Source organism: Pseudonocardia humida (assembly GCF_023898865.1).
GTDB classification, from domain to species: Bacteria; Actinomycetota; Actinomycetes; order Mycobacteriales; family Pseudonocardiaceae; genus Pseudonocardia; species Pseudonocardia humida.
On record NZ_JAGSOV010000028.1, the window covers coordinates 18,959 to 31,717 of the forward strand.

The 12,759-nt window shown below is 76.9% G+C and carries 12 protein-coding genes; 6 read left to right on the top strand and 6 right to left on the bottom strand.

Annotated features, from left to right (window positions below):
• Positions 1–114 precede the first annotated feature (114 nt).
• Genes KDL28_RS13385 through KDL28_RS13400 form a run of 4 tightly spaced genes read left to right on the top strand, consistent with a single transcriptional unit; the run spans position 115 to position 5,461 of the window.
• Positions 115–1,596 carry a lipopolysaccharide biosynthesis protein gene (locus tag KDL28_RS13385; RefSeq protein WP_252438339.1) on the top strand — a complete coding sequence of 494 codons (1,482 nt, stop codon included), beginning with the start codon at positions 115–117 and terminating at the stop codon, positions 1,594–1,596.
• 60 nt (positions 1,597–1,656) lie between these two features.
• Positions 1,657–2,820, top strand: a complete 1,164-nt coding sequence (locus KDL28_RS13390) for an acyl-CoA dehydrogenase family protein (protein ID WP_308215996.1) — start codon at positions 1,657–1,659, stop codon at positions 2,818–2,820.
• Complete coding sequence (locus tag KDL28_RS13395) at positions 2,817–3,857, top strand: acyl-CoA dehydrogenase family protein (RefSeq protein ID WP_252438341.1); 1,041 nt, start codon at positions 2,817–2,819, stop codon at positions 3,855–3,857. Before KDL28_RS13390 ends, KDL28_RS13395 begins: the two co-directional genes overlap by 4 nt.
• A 44-nt stretch (positions 3,858–3,901) precedes the next feature.
• The gene (locus KDL28_RS13400) at positions 3,902–5,461 is read left to right on the top strand and encodes a serine/threonine-protein kinase (RefSeq protein ID WP_252438343.1); all 1,560 of its coding nucleotides are present in this window, start codon (positions 3,902–3,904) and stop codon (positions 5,459–5,461) included.
• Positions 5,462–5,479: 18 nt separating this feature from the next.
• Here KDL28_RS13400 and KDL28_RS13405 read toward each other — a convergent pair whose 3' ends face one another.
• Both KDL28_RS13405 and KDL28_RS13410 read right to left on the bottom strand, forming a co-directional pair.
• Entirely contained in the window at positions 5,480–5,959 is a 480-nt protein-coding gene (locus KDL28_RS13405; protein WP_252438345.1) for a pyridoxamine 5'-phosphate oxidase family protein, read from the bottom strand.
• A 10-nt stretch (positions 5,960–5,969) separates the two neighbouring features.
• Positions 5,970–7,133 carry an FAD-dependent monooxygenase gene (locus tag KDL28_RS13410; RefSeq protein ID WP_252438347.1) on the bottom strand — a complete coding sequence of 388 codons (1,164 nt, stop codon included), beginning with the start codon at positions 7,131–7,133 and terminating at the stop codon, positions 5,970–5,972.
• A 61-nt stretch (positions 7,134–7,194) separates the two neighbouring features.
• On the opposite strand from KDL28_RS13410, the gene KDL28_RS13415 reads away from it, so the two are divergent.
• Positions 7,195–7,770: a TetR/AcrR family transcriptional regulator gene (locus tag KDL28_RS13415; RefSeq protein ID WP_252438349.1), complete on the top strand. Its 576-nt coding sequence runs from the start codon at positions 7,195–7,197 to the stop codon at positions 7,768–7,770.
• A 4-nt stretch (positions 7,771–7,774) separates the two neighbouring features.
• Here KDL28_RS13415 and KDL28_RS13420 read toward each other — a convergent pair whose 3' ends face one another.
• Genes KDL28_RS13420 through KDL28_RS13435 form a run of 4 tightly spaced genes read right to left on the bottom strand, consistent with a single transcriptional unit; the run spans position 7,775 to position 11,800 of the window.
• A complete protein-coding gene (locus KDL28_RS13420) occupies positions 7,775–8,245 on the bottom strand; it encodes an SRPBCC family protein (RefSeq protein WP_252438351.1) in 471 nt (156 codons plus the stop codon).
• Positions 8,242–8,592 (bottom strand): ArsR/SmtB family transcription factor, encoded by a 351-nt coding sequence (locus KDL28_RS13425; protein WP_252438353.1) that lies wholly within the window; start codon positions 8,590–8,592, stop codon positions 8,242–8,244. The genes KDL28_RS13420 and KDL28_RS13425 overlap by 4 nt, the downstream gene beginning before the upstream one ends.
• 57 nt (positions 8,593–8,649) lie before the next feature.
• Positions 8,650–10,245 (bottom strand): bifunctional 3'-5' exonuclease/DNA polymerase, encoded by a 1,596-nt coding sequence (locus KDL28_RS13430; RefSeq protein ID WP_252438355.1) that lies wholly within the window; start codon positions 10,243–10,245, stop codon positions 8,650–8,652.
• Between the two features lie 7 nt (positions 10,246–10,252).
• Complete coding sequence (locus tag KDL28_RS13435) at positions 10,253–11,800, bottom strand: FAD-dependent oxidoreductase (protein ID WP_252438357.1); 1,548 nt, start codon at positions 11,798–11,800, stop codon at positions 10,253–10,255.
• Positions 11,801–11,917: 117 nt separating this feature from the next.
• On the opposite strand from KDL28_RS13435, the gene KDL28_RS13440 reads away from it, so the two are divergent.
• The gene (locus KDL28_RS13440) at positions 11,918–12,757 is read left to right on the top strand and encodes an LLM class F420-dependent oxidoreductase (RefSeq protein WP_252438359.1); all 840 of its coding nucleotides are present in this window, start codon (positions 11,918–11,920) and stop codon (positions 12,755–12,757) included.
• Positions 12,758–12,759 lie beyond the last annotated feature (2 nt).

Below are 12,759 nucleotides of genomic sequence, written 5' to 3' on the forward strand. Positions count from 1 at the left end.
TTCCGACCCGGGCGCCCCGACGACCCGCACCCCCGGCACGCGGGAGCGGGTGCTCGGCCGGTGAGTCGCCCCGGTTCGCCGGGTCACTCCCCGGCCACACCGGTTCCGCAGCGGATGGGCGATGGCCTCGACGACGAGAGCCAGTTCCTGACCCAGCGCCTGCCCAGGGTGCTCGCCACGGAACCGACCATGCCCCCGAAACCCACCCGGCCCGCGACGCCGGCCGGGTCCACGGAGCCGTCCGCGCCGCCGGAGCCCGATCGCCCCGCGGCGCCCGACGCGTCCGGCAAGGCCGCGCTCTCCGACGGCCTGGCCCTGTCGGTCAGCGGGGCCGTCGGCTCGGTGGCCGGCCTGGTCAGCTGGCTGATCGCGGCGCGGATGATGCCCCAGGAGTCGGTGGGCTACGCCACGGCGTTCGTCTCGGCGTTCCTGCTCGTGGCCGGCACGGCCCAGCTCAACCTCGACGCCGGCAACATGATCTGGCTGCCGAAGTCGGGGCGGCGGGCGACGACGCTGTTCTGGCGCAGCCACGCGGTGATCGTGCCCGCGTGCGTGGTGGTCGGCCTGATCTACGTGTGGTTCGTGCCGTCGCTGGCCGAGACCGGGTCCGGCCCCGACTGGCCGGTGTGGGTCGGCGTCGCGCTGTTCGTGCTGGCCGCGGCGGGGTGGGGGCTGTGGGGCCTGCACGACTACACCCTCGTCGTGGTGGGCAAGCCGTGGTGGGCGCCGGGGCGCAGCATCGCCTTCGCGGTGGTGCGCATCGGGTTGCTGCTGGCGCTGGGCGTCAGCCTGGGCCCGCTGGGCGTGGTGCTGTCGTGGGTGATCCCGATCGTGATCTGGGCCGTGGGCAGCGCGGTGGTGGCCGGCTACCTCACCCGCCGGTTCTCCCGGATCACCGACGAGGGCTGGCTGCCCACGCGCCCGGAGGTCATCGGGTTCCTGGCGCCGACCACGATCGCGCACTGGGGAACGGTCCTGCTGTTCAACCAGGTCACCGTGATCGTGATCCAGCGGTTCGGGCCGGCCGCCGGGGCGGCGTTCTTCATGGCGTGGCAGGCGGTCATGGTGATCGACATCGCCGCGCAGCGGTTCATGCAGTCGCTGTCCGCGCAACTCGCGCGCGACCCGGACAACGCCCGCGAGCACATCGCGGCGTCCCGCAAGCGGCTGTTCGTGATCTTCCTGCCGATGGTCGTGGTGGGCATCCTGCTCGCCGACCTCGGGCTGCAGATCTTCGGCCCGGGCTACGCCGAGGCCGGCGACGTGCTGCGCCTGCTGCTGATCGGGATGATCCCGCGGCTGCTGATCGCCCACGAGCTGGGCGTGCTGCAGGCCCTGAACGAGGGCATGGCGTTCGCCCGGCTGCAGTTGGCCAGCACGCTGCTGGTCATCGCGGTCGTGGTGTTCGTGCCGATCACCGCGGCCGACCCGGCCGCGGGCTTCCAGGTCACCGAGCTGTGGCCGCTGGCCATCGGCTACACCGCCGCCCAGCTGGCCTGCGCGGCGGTGGTGCTGGTCGTGGCGCGGCGCAGGCGCCGCCACGACGGGGCGCGGACCGCGCCCGGGGCGGCGGCGCAGCGCTCGGCCGTCGGATGAGACCGGCCGCACACCGCGGCGCAGGGCGCGTCGCGAGGTCGGCTGCCGCATGATGTCGGGGTGCCGCCAACGCTGGAGCTGATGCCACCGCCGGTCGACCTGCCGCCGCGGGCCGCGGAGCTGCGCGCCCAGGTGCGCGCGTTCCTCGCCGAGGAGCGCGCCGCGGGCTCGTGGGTACCGCGTTCGGACGTCTGGCTCTCGGGCTGGGACGAGCGGTTCACCCGGGAGCTGGGCCAGCGCGGCTGGCTGGGCATGACCCTGCCGCCCGAGTACGGCGGCGCCGGGGCCTCCCCGCTGGACCGCTACGTCGTCACCGAGGAGCTGCTGGCCGCCGGGGCGCCGGTCGCCGCGCACTGGGTCGCCGACCGCCAGATCGGGCCGACGCTGCTGCGCTTCGGCACCGAGGCCCAGCGCCGCAAGTTCCTGCCCGGGATCGCGGCGGGCGAGGTCTACTTCGGGATCGGGATGAGCGAGCCCGACGCCGGCTCCGACCTGGCGGCCGTGCGGACCAGGGCGGAGCGGGTCGACGGCGGCTGGGAGCTGACCGGCACCAAGGTCTGGACCTCCGGGGCGCACCGCGCCCACGCGTTCTTCGCGCTGGCCCGCTCCGCGCCCCGCGACGAGTCCGACCGCCACGCCGGGCTGTCCCAGTTCATCGTCGAGCTCGACTCGCCCGGCGTGCAGATCCGCCCCATCCCGCTGCTCACCGGCGCCCACCACTTCAACGAGGTCGTGTTCGACCGGGTCTTCGTGCCCGACGAGATGGTGCTCGGCGAGGTCGGCGCGGGCTGGCGGCAGGTCACCAGCGAGCTGGCGTTCGAGCGCAGCGGCCCGGAGCGGTTCCTGTCGACCTTCCCGTTGCTGGCCGCCCTGGTCGGCGAGCTGGTCGCGGCCGGCGCCACCGGCACCGAGCGCGAGATCGGTTCGCTGGTCTCGCGGCTGTGGACGCTGCGCCGGATGTCGTTGGCCATCGCCGGCTCGCTGGCCTCGGGCAACGCCCCCGAGCTGGCCGCCGCGATCGTCAAGGACCTCGGCACCCGCTTCGAGAACGAGATCATCGACGCGGCCCGGCTGCTGGTGTCGATCCCGCCCGACCCGGGCGCGGAGGGCGGCTACCCGCGGCTGCTGGCCGACGCCGTGCTGCACGCCCCGGGGTTCACCCTGCGCGGCGGGACCAACGAGGTGCTGCGCGGCATCGTCGCGCGGGGACTGGGGTTGCGATGACCGACACCACCGACACCACCGCCACGGGCGAGCTCGCCGAGCTGGCCGAGTCGATCTTCGCTGAGGCGTCGGGCACCGGCACGGCGTTCGACGCCGCGCTGTGGAAGACCCTGGAGGGCAGCGGCCTGGCCCGGCTGACCCTGCCCGAGGCGGCGGGCGGCAGCGAGGGCTCCTTCACCGACGCCGCCGCCGTGCTGACCGCGGCCGGCGCGCACGCCGCGCGCGTGCCGCTCGCCGAGACCGACCTGCTGGCCGGCTGGCTGCTGCACGAGGCGGGCATCGCGCTGCCCGCCGGCCCGCTGACCGCGGCGACCGGCGACCTCGACGTCGCCGACACCGCGGGCGGCAGCACCGTGCGCGGCGAGCTGCGCCGCGTGGCCTGGTCGCGGGCGGCGGCCGGCATCGCCGTGCTGACCCCGACGCGGGTCGTGCTGCTCCGGCCCGAGCACGTGACGATCACCGACGGCGCCAACCTGGCCGAGGAGCCGCGCGACACCGTGCGCGTGGACGGCCCGGCGACCACCGCCGAGATCCCGCCGGGCGCCGCCGAGCAGCTCCGGCTGCGCGCCGCGCTCGGCCGCGCCCTGCTGCTGGCCGGGGCGGCCCGCGGAGCGCTCACCGCCTCGGTCACCTACGCCGGGCAGCGGATCCAGTTCGGCCGCCCGATCGGCAAGCTGCAGGCCGTGCAGCAGCAGCTGGCGCTGGCCGCGGCCGAGGTCGCCGCGGCATCGGCGGCCGCGTGGGCGGCCGCCGGGGCGGCGAGCGCCGACGGCATGACCGCCCCCTCGACCCGGTTCGCCGTCGCCGCGGCCAAGGCGCGCGCGGGGGAGGCGGCGGGCGCGGTGGCCCGCATCGCCCACCAGGTGCACGGGGCCATCGGCTTCACCCGCGAGCACGACCTTCGCCTGTCCACCACGCGGCTGTGGGCCTGGCGCGAGGAGGACGGTTCGGACGCCGAGTGGAACGCCGAGGTCGGGGCCGCGGCGCTGGCCGCCGGCGCGGACGGGCTCTGGCCGCTGGTCACCGGGCGGCCGTAGGAGCGGTCGTCGGGTCGGCGCCGCGGCGGTAGTGTCCGGCGTCGATGCCCCCCGAAAGCGATCACCCCCAGGTCGACCCCGCGCACGACCCGATGCGGACCGCGTCCCCGGTGCCGGTCGGCGTCGGGCGCTACCGGGTGCAGTCCCGGCTGAGCGACGGGGCGATGGGCCAGGTGCTGGTCGGGATCGACGAGACCGGGCGCCGGGCCGCGCTGCGGCTGGTCGCCGCCGAGCCCGCCGCCGAGCCCGGCTTCCGCGACCGGTTCCGCCAGGAGCTGCGCGCGGCGGCGCTGGCGCCCCCGTGGTTCTGCGCGGCCGTGCTCGACGCCGACCCCGAGGGCGACCCGCCCTGGCTGGCCACCGCGTTCGTCGACGGCCCCACGGTCGGCTCGTTCGTCTCGGTGAACGGCCCGCTGGGCGTGCAGGGCACCACCGCGCTGGCGATGCGGCTGGCCGACGGGCTGGTCGCGCTGCACGCTTCCGGACTGGTGCACCGCGACATCACCCCGTCCACCGTTGTGCTGGCCGAGGACGGGCCGCGGCTGCTCGACATGGGCGTCGCCCGGGCCACCGACCCGACCTCGATCGCCCGGTACGGCCACCCCACCGGCCACCCGGGCTTCATGGCGCCCGAACTGCTCGCCGGGCGCACCGACACCGGCCCGGCGGGCGACGTGTTCGCCTTCGCCGCCGTCGTCGGCTACGCCGCCACCGCTCACCCGCCCTTCCCCTCCGCCACCGGCCCGGGGCTCCCCGGCCCGGCTCCCGACGTGCCCCCGGCGGCGGCGACCGGGCCGATCCGGCGCCCGCCGGTGGGGGAGCCCGAACTGGGGCCGATCCCGGGCCGGTTGCGCGACGTCCTGGCGGCCTGCCTGGCCCCCGACCCGGCCGCGCGGCCGACGATGGCGCAGGTGCGCGAGCAGTTGGCCGCGGTGGGCAGCGCCGCCGCGCCGACCGTCGACGTCGCCACCCGGCCCGCCCCGGCCGTGCCCCCGGGTCCGGCCGCCCCGCCGGTGGTCGGCCCGCCGCCCGGATCCGTCCCGCCGCTGGTCGGGCCCCGCACCCGGCGCTGGGTGGCGGTGGCCGCCGCGGCCGCGATCGGCGCCGCGGTGACCGTGGCCGCCGTGTTCATCCTCGGCGGTGGCGACGGGTCGGACCCGCGGGCGAACGGCCCGACCGGCGCCCCGACCGCCTCGCCCGCGCCCGTCCCCGCCGACATCGCCACCGTCATCGACGCCGCCGCGGACGACCGCTTCGGCGCCGACTCCGCCCGGTTCGCCACCCCGAGCGGCAACATCGCGTGCGCCATGTCGGACGACGAGGTCCGCTGCGACGTCGCCGAGCGCAGCTGGGACCTGCCGCCCGAGCCCGACGGCTGCACCGAGGAGTACGGCGCAGGCGCGGTGGTCTCCGGCGACCGGCCGGGCGAGCTGTCGTGCGCGGCCGGGACCGTGGCCGAGCGGGGCCTGGAGGTCCTCGAGTACGGCACGGCCGTGCGGCGCGACGGCGTGCTGTGCGCGAGCCGGGAGACCGGCGTGCGCTGCGAGAACGAGGTGACCCGGCACGGGTTCCAGGTCGCCAGGGCCGCGTACGAGCTGTTCTGAGCCCCGTACGGGCCAGGGCTAGGAGGCGGGCTGCCGGCGGGCCGCGCCCGACTTGCGGAAGTCCCAGCTGGTCACCTTCTCCGGCACCAGCTTCAGCCACGCGTGCCGCCCGTCGTGCACCATCGTGCCGCCGCCCATGTAGCGCTCGGCCATAGCCCGCTCGGGGCCCTCCAGCTCGGGCACCGGCTCCCCGGTCCGCGGCACCTCCCCGACCACCTCGACATTCCCGCGCAGCTCCACGCCGCGCAGCTCGGCGTAGTCCTCCCCGGCGTCGACCACCACCGCGACGCGCGGATCGCCCTGCAGGTCGGTCCAGCGCTGGCTGCGCGAGAGTGAGGTGAGCCAGAGGGCGCCGCCGTGCCATACGTACCAGAGCGGGGTGTTGTGCGGGCCGTTCATGCCGACCGTGGCGACCCGGCAGGTGCGCTGCTCGGCGAGGAAGGCGTCGACCTCGTCGGGGGTCATGGCGATGGCGCGGGCGCGTCGTTGCTGCTTCACGCCCCGCACGCTAACGCAACCGGTCAGCGGTGACCGGGTGTTCGCCCCTACGGCCCCCCGGCTCCGGGTCGAACGCCAGCTGCGCGGCGAGCGCCCGGGTGGCCAGGCCGGCCGGCAGCAGGCGCATCGCGGTGTCGCGCAGGCGCGCGCCCGGACCCCGCAGGGTCAGCACCCGGTGCGCGCGGCGGGCCTGGCGCTGCATCGCGGCGGCGCGCGGCCCGCGCCGGGCGTCGTAGCGGCGCAGGGCGGCGGCCGCGGTGTCGGGGGAGGCGTCGCGCAGCTCGTCGGCCAGCACCACTGCGTCCTCGAAGGCCTGGCAGGCGCCCTGGCCCAGGTCCGGGGTCATCGCGTGGGCGGCGTCGCCCAGCAGCGCGACCCGGCCCTCGACCAGCCCCGGCAGGGGCCGGACGAGCTGGGCGGTCTCCACGACGTGCACGGACCCGGCCGGGGTGGCCCCGATGAGGGCCGCGACCGCGGGGTGCCAGTCGGCCCTGCGCTCGAGCAGCCAGCGCTTGCGCTCCTCGGGGTCGGTCGGCGCGGTGGCGCGCCAGGTGCAGTACCAGTAGACCGGCCCGCCGAGCATGGGCATGCAGCCGAAGCGGTCGCCCGTGCGGTGGTCGAGCAGCTCCCCGGCCGGGGCGCTCAGCCCCGCGGGCAGGCCGGGCGCGATGGCGCGCGCGGCGGTCTCCCCGGACCCGGCCGGGCCGGGGTGGGTCGGGAAGAGCTCGGCGCGCAGGCGGCTGCGCGCCCCGTCGGCCACGACGACGACGTCGGCCCCGTCGCGGACCTCGGCCAGCGCGTCCACCCGGCTCCCGGTGCGCACGACCCCGGCGGGCAGCGCGTCGGCCAGCAGCCCGTGCAGCCACCGGCGCGGCACCACGACCGCGGGCGCTCCGGTGCGCCGGTGCAGGGCGGCCTGGTCGGTGGCCAGCAGGGGCCGCCCGTGCCGGTCGCGCATGCCACCCTCGGTCCAGCCGGGGTCGCGCTCGCGCACGGCGGCGCCCAGCCCCAGCGCGTCGAGCGCCAGCACGCCGTTGGGCATGATGCCGATGCCGGCGCCGTTCTCCCGCAGCTCGTCGGCCCGCTCGTGCACGACGACCTCGTGCCCGTCGCGGTGCAGCCCCACCGCCACCGCCAGCCCGCCCAGCCCGGCCCCGACCACGACCACCCGCATGACGACCCCTCCTCTACAGTTGTAGAGACACTACCGCGCACGGCTCTACAGGAGTAGAGGATTGACCGATCGTCGCAGCGAGATCCTCGACGGCGCCCTGCGGGTGCTCGCCGAGCAGGGCATGCGCGGCCTCACCCACCGGGCCGTCGACGGTGCCGCCGGGCTGTCACAGGGCAGCACCTCCTACTACTTCCGCAGCCGCGCGGCCCTGGTCGCCGGGTGCGTCGACCGGCTGCTGGAGCTCGACCTGCAGATCGAGGTCGCCGCGACCCCACCACCCGCGAACCCGGCGGAGCTGGTCGAGCAGCTGGTCGCGGCGGGGATCTCGATGGCGACGGGCCAGCGCTTCCGCACCATGGCCCGCTACGAGCTGAGCCTGGCCGCGGCGCGCGAGCCGGAGCTGCGCGCGGCGCTGGTCCGCGGCGGCGACGCCATCCGGGCGGTGGTGGCGCAGGCGGTGCGGGCCGCGGGCGTCACCGCTCCCGACGAGCGGGCCGTCGCCGACGAGCTGGCCGCGACCCTGGACGGGATGGTGTTCGCCGCGCTGGTGCGCGGCCCGCACGAGGCGGCCGGGCTGGCCGCCTGGCTGCGCCCGGCCCTGACCCACGTGCTGAGCGCGCACCTCGGCGCGCGGTGACGGGTCAGCGACGCGCGGAGCCGAAGTGGTCGGCCAGCAGCGAGATCCACAGCTCCCAGCCCTCGCGCAGGGTGGCGTAGTCCGACGGCCCGACGGCGGGCCCGGTCCACCGGTTGGTCACGGCGACCTCGGTGCGGTCCGGCTCGACCTCGCGGAAGGTCACCGTGACCGTCTCGTCGCTGATCCGGTCGGCCGGGGTCTGCGAGTGGTGGGTGAAGGTGAACGCCACCTCCTCGTCGGGGCGCAGGGTCAGGTACTCGCCGGTGAAGCCGTTGACGCTGCCGTCGTCCTCGTGGATCTCGATGCGGTAGCGCCCGCCGACGCGGACGTCGGCGTCGACGACGGTGGCGAACCACCGGCGCATCCGGTCGGGCTCGGTCCAGGCCGCGTAGAGCGCGGAGGGGGAGGCGGCGATGGTGCGGGTGACGGTGATGCTGTGCGGCACCACCTCGGTCGTCGTGGACTGCTCGGTCACGGGTCCTCCTCGGGGTCGGTGCGGGTCGGGGTGTCGGGCGGGGCCACGTACGCCTGCAGGGCGTCGAGCCGGGTGTTCCAGAACCGCTCGTAGAACCGCAGGTGCTCGGTGGCCGCCGCCAGCGGTGCCGGTTCCAGCCGGCACACGTGCCGGCGGCCCTGCACCGTGCGCCGCACGAGCCCGGCCTCCTCCAGCACGCGGATGTGCTTGGACGCCGCGGCCAGCGAGATCGGGTGCGGAGCGGCCAGCTCGCCGACGGTGTGCTCGCGCCCGGCCAGCGAGCGCAGCATCCCTCGGCGCGTCGGGTCGGCCATGGCGCGGAACACCGCGTCGAGTTGTTCAACCACGAGGTTGAATGTAGGGGCGCGCGGCGCAACCGTCAACCATATGGTTGTACTTTCGGGTCAGCGCTGGTCGTAGCCCTCGACGATGCGCACCTGCATCGGGAACCGCACCGGGCTCGAGCCGAACAACCGCAGGCCCGCCGTCTCCGCCGCCGCCCGCACCGCGGCGGCGGCGTCCTGGGCCGCCTCCGCCGGGGCGTGCAGCACCACCTCGTCGTGCTGGAAGAACACCGGCACGGCGGGGGAGGCGGCGGCGCGCAGCCTGCCGCGCAGCTCGGCCAGCAGCACCAGCGCCCACTCGGCGGCCGTGGCCTGCACGACGAAGTTGCGGGTGAACCGACCCCGGGCGCGGGCCCGGTCGGGGCGCTCGTGACCCGGGCGGGCCGGTGGGCACGTGCGCCCCAGGTGCGAGCGCACGAGCCTGCCCTCCTCGCCGTCGCGCGCGGCGCCGTCGACGAAGGCCATCGCGGCGGGGAAGCGGCGGCGCAGCACCCCGAGCAGCTGCCCCGCCTCGCCGCCGCTGCCGCCGTACATCGCCGAGAGCAGCGCCAGCTTGGCCTTGCCCCGGTCGTCGCCGAACTCGGTGGCCGCCAGCGCCGTGTAGAGGTCGTCCTCGCCGGGGGCGAGCGCGTGGTCGCCGGACAGCGCGGCCAGCACGCGCGGCTCCAGCTGGGCGGCGTCGGCCACCACCAGCCGCCACCCCGGGTCGGCGCGCACCGCGCCGCGCAACGACCGCGGGATCTGCAGCGCACCCCCGCCGCGGGTGGCCCACCGCCCGGACACCACCCCGCCGACCACGTACTCCGGGCGGAACCGGCCGTCGCGCACCCAGGTGCGCAGCCAGCTCCAGCCGTGCGCGGAGTGCAGGCGGGCCAGCTCCTTGTAGGCCAGCAGCGGCTCGACCGCCGGGTGCTCGACGCGGCGCAGCTCCCAGGACCGGGTGGTCTCCAGCTCGTGCCCGGCGCGGGCGAAGGCGCGCAGCACGTCGGCGGGGGAGTCGGGGTTGACCGGGCGCCCGCCGAAGGCCGCGCGGACCTCGTCGGCGAGCGCGGCGAGGCGGGGCGGGCGGCCGCCGAGCGCGGGCCGGCGCCCCAGCAGCCCGGTGAGCAGCTCGTCGTGCACGTCGGCCCGCCAGGGCAGGCCGGCCGCGGTCATCTCCTCGGCGACCAGCGCCGCCGCCGACTCCGCCGCGGCCAGCAGCCGCATCCCCGCCGGCCCCGCGGCGAGCGCGCTCTGCTGGGCGGCGTGCACGGCGACCAGGTCGGCCAGCTCGTCGGGTGGCGGGGTCGGGTCGAACAGGGCGAGCCGGTCGTCCGGGTCCGCGGCGCGGGGATCGGGCTCGGGCTCGCGGCCGTGCAGGCGGGCCGCGGCCGCGGCCAGCCCGTGCGGGTGGCCGAACCGGCCCGCCGCGGCCACCAGCAGGCCCTCCACCAGCTCGACGTCGTGGGCGCGGGCCACGTCGACCCCCGCGCGCACCAGCTCGCGGTAGCTGCGCTGGCGCGCGAAGACCCAGCGCGGCGCGTGCTCGCGCTCCAGCGCGACGACGTCGAGCGGGCCGGCCAGCTCGGCGGGCGGCGCGAGCGGGGCGCCCCGCTCGTCGAGGCGCTGCACGCGGACCGGCCCGCCCTCCGGGCCCGGGTCCAGCGCGATCCGCACCCCGGGCTCAGCCGCGGCGGCGCAGCAGCCCGGCCAGCAGGCCGCGCTGGGGCACGCCGCGGATCTCCTCGGGCCCGGCGCCGACCTCGCCGAGCACGTCGTTGGCGGCCAGCACCCCGGTCACCGCGGCCCGCTCCATCAGCCCCGACAGCACCGGCGTGTCCACGAAGTCGCCCGCGACGCGGATGCCCCTGGCCTGCCCGGTGACGGTGGGCGCGGTGCCCGCGCCCCCCGGCGGGAAGGCGGGCGCGGTGGCCTCCATGCGCTGCTGCAGGTGCACGACGCGCGCGTCGGTCGTCTCCGGCCACAGTGCGGCCAGCTCGGCGCGCATGCGGTCGGTCGCGGTGGTGACGTCGGGCGCGGTGCAGGAGTAGGAGTGCAGTTCGACGACCGATCCGCCGGTGCGGGCGGCCCACTCCGCCGAGGGGCGCTCCAGCCGGGAGTAGACCGTGACCGAGTCGAGCGTGGGCTCGCGGCTGACCGCGCAGAACGTCGGGCGCTCCGCGGCGACGTCGCGGTCGAGCCAGAGCCGGGTGACCGCGAACGGCGGGGCCACCTGCAGCGACCGCGCGGCGGCGGCCAGTCGGGGCGCGACGGCGGCGGCCCGCGGGGAGGCCTCCAGCAGCCCCCGCAGGGCGCCCGGGTCGAGGGCGAGCACGAGGTGCGCGGTGTCCAGCGCGGTGCCGTCGGCGACCTCGACCCGCCAGCGGTGCCCCTCGGCCGGGGAGATCCCGACGACCCGCGCCTGCGTGCGCACCTGGGCGGAGTGCTTGCCCAGGTAGGCCGCCAGCGGCTGCCAGATGCAGGTGAGGTGGTCGGTGCTGGGGGCGTCGAACCCGATGCCCGCCGGGTTGCCCAGGAAGTAGTAGTGGAACATCGCGATCAGCTCGGCGGCCGACATCCCGGCCGGGTTGCAGAAGAACGACCGGGCGAACGCCTCGAACAGCATCGCGTTGGCCCGGTCGGACATGCCCAGCCCGGACAGGAACTCCGCCGCGGGCATCGCGTCGAACCCGGCCGTCGTGGCCTCGCGGTCGTAGGCCAGCAGCTCGGCGGCCAGCGCCCGGTCGGAGCCGGTCAGGTCGCGCAGCCCGAGGCTGGGCGAGCGGGCGAACAGGGCCAGCAGGTTGAGCGGGGGAGCGGCGGGCAGGCCGGTGAGGTCCTCCGGCGGCCACTGCCGCGAGATGACCGGGTAGCCGCCGACCGGGCGCAGGAAGCCGAGCTCGGGGTCGGCGCGGCGCAGGACGGCGCGCCAGGTCTCGTAGTGGCGGAAGAAGGCGTGGAAGCCGTGCTCGACGACCTGCTCGGTGCCGTCGGGCAGGGTGTGCGGCCAGGCGCCGAGCCGCCCGCCGAGGGTGGGCGCGGCCTCCAGCAGGGTGACCGAGACGCCGCGCTCGGCGAGCACCACGGCGGCGCTCGTGCCGGCGATGCCACCGCCCACGACGACGGCCTCGGTGCCCTCGGGGGCGGTGCGGGGGAGTCTGGGGTCGGCGGGCACCAGCACGCGCGGACGCATCCGCAGCGGCGCGGCCCGGGAGGTCCACTCGCGGCTCACCGGGCGACCCTACGGGGCACCCCCGACAGCCGCGCGGCGCCGAGCGCCGCGCCGGGCTGAACCGGTACCGACGCCCGCGCGGGAATGGTGCCACCGCGCGGCGGGTTACCTCGGTGCGTGACCATGGAACTGGGCAGGTACGGAATCTGGCGGGGTTGGCCCGGGCTCGACGCGGAGATCGCGGCCGAGGTCGAGGCACTCGGCTACGGCGCCATCTGGATCGGCGGCTCCCCCCGCGGCGACCTGAAGATCGCCGAGTCGTTGCTGGCGGCCACCGAGCGGATCGTGGTGGCCACCGGCATCGTCAACATGTGGACGACGCCCGCCGCCGAGATCGGCCCGTCCTACCACCGGCTGGCCGACCGGTACCCCGACCGGTTCCTGCTCGGCGTGGGCATCGGCCACCCCGAGGCCGTCAAGGAGTACCGCAAGCCCTACGCGACGATGGTCGAGTACCTCGACGCGCTCGACGCGGAGAAGGTGCCCCGGGCGGGGCGGGTGCTGGCCGCGCTGGGCCCGCGGGCGCTGCAGCTCTCGGCCGACCGCACCTGGGGCGCGCACCCCTACCTGACCACGCCCGAGCACACCCGCCAGGCCCGTGAGCTGCTCGGATCCGGCCCGCTCATCGCGCCGGAGCAGAAGGTCGTGGTCGACACCGATCCGGAGCGTGCGCGCTCGATCGGACGACCGGTCGTCGCGACGCCCTACCTCAAGCTGCGCAACTACACGTCCAACCTGCTGCGGCTGGGCTGGACCGAGCAGGACGTCGCCGACGGCGGCAGCGACGCGCTGATCGACGCGCTGGTCGCGCACGGCGACGCCGCGAGCGTGGCCGCCCGCCTCGGCGAGCACCTCGACGCGGGCGCCGACCACGTGGCCGTGCAGGCGCTGACCGCGGACAACGCCTCCCCGCTGCCGGCGCTGCGCGAGCTGTCCGAGGCACTCGGGCTGCGCTGACC

What these genes read in the sequence shown, in the direction of transcription:
- KDL28_RS13385 (WP_252438339.1), top strand. Translation starts at nt 115, where the DNA reads ATGGGCGATGGCCTCGACGACGAGAGCCAGTTCCTGACCCAGCGCCTG.
- KDL28_RS13395 (WP_252438341.1), top strand. Translation starts at nt 2,817, where the DNA reads ATGACCGACACCACCGACACCACCGCCACGGGCGAGCTCGCCGAGCTG.
- KDL28_RS13400 (WP_252438343.1), top strand. Translation starts at nt 3,902, where the DNA reads ATGCCCCCCGAAAGCGATCACCCCCAGGTCGACCCCGCGCACGACCCG.
- KDL28_RS13410 (WP_252438347.1), bottom strand. Translation starts at nt 7,133, where the DNA reads ATGCGGGTGGTCGTGGTCGGGGCCGGGCTGGGCGGGCTGGCGGTGGCG.